The sequence below is a fragment of the Dellaglioa sp. CoH-57-MRSF-22 genome, from assembly GCF_056781895.1.
On record NZ_JBXAXT010000214.1, the window covers coordinates 1 to 272 of the forward strand.

The window sequence follows — 272 nt, forward strand, 5'->3', positions numbered from 1 at the left end:
GGAGAACTGCACAATTAATCAGTTCTCCTGCTTAATTTCCACACTGGAGAAAACACATGTCTATCTCTTTCCCGGGTTCGAAGATCGAGCAAAGCACCGAAATGCTGGTTGCGCTCGGCGCTCAATTCACGGCCGAAGGCCAAGCAGTTGTCCGCACGCAAGGCAACACGGCTGCTGGCGTGCAGCCTTCGACGGGTCAATCAACTGATCTGTTCGTTGGTTTCTCGTTCGCAGGTACGTCGGCAGCTCCGTTCGCTGAAGCTACCTACAAC

General features: G+C 53.7%; 1 protein-coding gene. It reads left to right on the forward strand.

Annotated elements, in window-relative coordinates; genetic code table 11:
* Window positions 1–56: 56 nt before the first annotated feature.
* Window positions 57–272, forward strand: a 216-nt coding sequence (locus AC1RPR_RS08835; protein ID WP_481763577.1) for a hypothetical protein, incomplete at its 3' end; no start/stop codon positions are given.